Origin of the sequence: Mycobacterium sp., from assembly GCF_049281135.1 — a bacterium.
Classification (GTDB): Bacteria; Actinomycetota; Actinomycetes; order Mycobacteriales; family Mycobacteriaceae; genus Mycobacterium.
Window position 1 is genome coordinate 1 of sequence record NZ_JBAPRN010000003.1, and the last position, 3158, is coordinate 3158.

Annotated in this window: 3 protein-coding genes; all 3 read left to right on the plus strand. The window is 66.6% G+C overall.

Annotation, left to right across the window (positions count from 1 at the left end; genetic code table 11):
* Positions 1-1932, plus strand: a 1932-nt coding sequence (gene infB / locus WAN02_RS00075; RefSeq protein WP_422261628.1) for a translation initiation factor IF-2, incomplete at its 5' end; no start/stop codon positions are given.
* Positions 1933-1962: 30 nt separating this feature from the next.
* The gene (gene rbfA, locus WAN02_RS00080; protein WP_422261630.1) at positions 1963-2532 is read left to right on the plus strand and encodes a 30S ribosome-binding factor RbfA; all 570 of its coding nucleotides are present in this window, start codon (positions 1963-1965) and stop codon (positions 2530-2532) included.
* On the plus strand, positions 2507-3158 hold a 652-nt coding region (locus WAN02_RS00085), incomplete at its 3' end, for a DHH family phosphoesterase (protein WP_422261632.1). The genes rbfA and WAN02_RS00085, both read left to right, overlap by 26 nt.

Sequence of the window (3158 nt, forward strand, 5' to 3'; positions counted from 1 at the left end):
GGCCAGCGCGGCGGTGCTGCCGGTGCATTCGGACGTCCCGGCGGTGCGCCGCGACGTGGCCGCAAGTCGAAGCGGGCGAAACGCGCCGAATACGAGAACATGCAGGCGCCGGTCGTCGGTGGTGTGCGGTTGCCGCACGGCAACGGCGAGACGATCCGCCTGGCCCGTGGCGCCTCGCTGTCCGACTTCGCCGAGAAGATCGACGCCAACCCGGCCTCGCTGGTGCAGGCGCTGTTCAACCTCGGCGAGATGGTGACAGCGACCCAGTCGGTCGGCGACGAGACGCTCGAGCTGCTGGGCAGCGAGATGAACTACGTCGTCCAAGTTGTCAGCCCCGAGGACGAGGACCGCGAGCTGCTGGAGTCCTTCGACCTGACCTACGGCGAGGACGAAGGCACCGAGGAAGATCTGCAGACGCGGCCGCCGGTGGTGACCGTGATGGGTCACGTCGACCACGGTAAAACCCGACTGCTGGACACCATTCGAAACGCCAGCGTGCGAGAGGGAGAGGCCGGCGGTATCACCCAGCACATCGGTGCTTACCAGGTGACCGTTGACCTCGACGGCGACGAACGGCCGATCACCTTCATCGACACCCCGGGTCACGAGGCGTTCACCGCCATGCGTGCCCGCGGCGCGAAGGCCACCGACATCGCGATTCTGGTGGTGGCCGCCGATGACGGCGTGATGCCGCAGACGGTGGAGGCCATCAACCACGCGCAGGCAGCCGACGTGCCAATCGTGGTGGCGGTCAACAAGATCGACAAGGAGGGCGCCGACCCGCAGAAGATCCGCGCCCAGCTCACCGAATACGGTTTGGTGGCAGAGGATTTCGGCGGCGAGACCATGTTCGTCGACATCTCGGCGAAGGCCGGCACCAACATCGAGGCGCTGGAGGAGGCGGTGCTGTTGACCGCCGACGCAGCGCTGGACCTGCGGGCCAACCCCGACATGGAGGCCCAGGGTGTGGCGATCGAGGCGCACCTGGATCGTGGCCGTGGTCCGGTGGCCACCGTGCTGATTCAGCGCGGCACGCTGCGGGTGGGCGACTCCATCGTTGCCGGTGACGCCTACGGTCGTGTTCGCCGAATGGTCGACGAACACGGCGACGACATCGAAGAGGCGTTGCCGTCCCGGCCGGTGCAGGTCATCGGCTTCACCTCGGTGCCCGGAGCCGGCGACAACCTGCTGGTTGTCGACGAGGACCGGATCGCCCGTCAGATCGCCGATCGTCGCAGCGCGCGCAAGCGCAACGCACTGGCGGCGCGCTCGCGCAAGCGGATCAGCCTGGAGGATCTGGACGCAGCGCTGAAGGAGACGTCGCAGCTCAACTTGATCCTGAAGGGCGACAACTCCGGCACCGTGGAGGCGCTGGAGGAGGCCCTGCTGGGCATCGAGATCGACGACGAGGTGGAACTGCGCGTTATCGACCGCGGCGTCGGTGGCGTCACCGAGACCAACGTCAACCTGGCGTCGGCCTCGGACGCGATCATCATCGGGTTCAACGTGCGCGCCGAGGGCAAGGCCACCGAGCTGGCCAACCGCGAAGGCGTGGACATCCGCTACTACTCGGTGATCTATCAGGCCATCGACGAGATCCAGAGTGCGCTCAAGGGCATGCTCAAGCCGGTCTACGAGGAGAACCAGCTCGGTCGTGCCGAGATCCGCGCGCTGTTCCGGTCGTCGAAGGTCGGTCTCATCGCGGGATGTCTGGTTACCTCCGGCATCGTGCGGCGCAATGCCAAGGCCCGCTTGTTGCGGGACAACATCGTGGTGGCCGAAAACCTCACGGTGTCCTCGCTGCGACGGGAGAAGGACGACGTCACCGAGGTCCGCGACGGGTATGAATGCGGTCTGACGCTGACCTACTCCGACCTCAAAGAGGGCGACGTCATCGAGACCTACGAGCTCGTGGAAAAGGAGCGCGTCTGAGTATGAGCTCCGACAAGTTGACCTCGCGGTATGGCTGACCCCGCGCGGGCGCGCCGGCTGTCCAAACGGATCTCCGAAATCGTCGCCACGGCGATCGAGTACGAGATCAAAGACCCGGGACTGGCCGGCGTAACGATCGTCGACTCCAAGATGTCCGGCGATCTGCACGATGCGACGCTGTACTACACGGTGATGGGGTCGACGCTGGATGACGCGCCCGATTACGAAGGCGCCGCTGCGGCGCTGGAACGCGCCAAGGGTGTGTTGCGCAGCAAGGTCGGAGCCGGCACCGGCGTGCGGTTCACTCCCACGCTGACCTTCACCCGCGACACGGTGTCCGACTCCGTGCAGCGGATGGAGGAATTGCTGGCCCGCGCGCGTGCCGCCGACGCCGATGTGGCCCGCGTGCGTGAGGGAGCCTCGCCGGCCGGCGACCCGGATCCGTACCGGGTGAGCGGCGAGCAGGACGACGGAAACGAAAACACGCCCGGTGAGGATGCGGGCCGCGTGGCGGCCCGAGGAGCAGCCGGGCAATCGGATATTGGTGCGCCCACCGCTAACGGGGAAGGCGCCGGTGACGACGACGAACTCGAAGACTGATTCGACTACACAACGCGTCGACGCTGTCGGCGCCGCCAAGGTGCTCGAAGCCGCGGCGACGATCGCGGTCGTCTGCCACGTCCATCCCGATGCCGACACGATCGGCGCGGGGTTGGGGCTTGCCTTGGTACTGGACCGGTGCGGCAAGACCGTCGAAGTCAGCTTCGCGGCTCCGGCCGCGTTGCCGGAGTCGTTGCGCTCGCTGCCCGGCGGCCAACTTCTGGTTGCTCCCGACGCCATGCGCCGCGATGTCGATCTGGTTGTGACCGTAGATATTCCGAGCGTCAACCGGCTCGGGGGCCTGCGTGAGATGACCGCCGACGGCCAGGATGTGCTGGTGATCGACCATCACGCGTCAAACCAGATGTTCGGCACCGCGAATTTCGTCGAGCCGTCGGCGGACTCCACCACGATGATGGTCGCCGACCTGCTCGATGCCTGGGACAAACCGATCGACACCGATGTGGCCTATTGCCTGTATGCGGGGCTGACCACCGACACCGGATCGTTCCGGTGGGCCACCGCCCGGGCGCACCGCCTCGCCTCGCGGTTGCTCGAACTCGGGGTCGACAACGCCTCCATCAGTCGCACCCTGCTCGACACACACCCGTTCTCTTGGCTTCCGA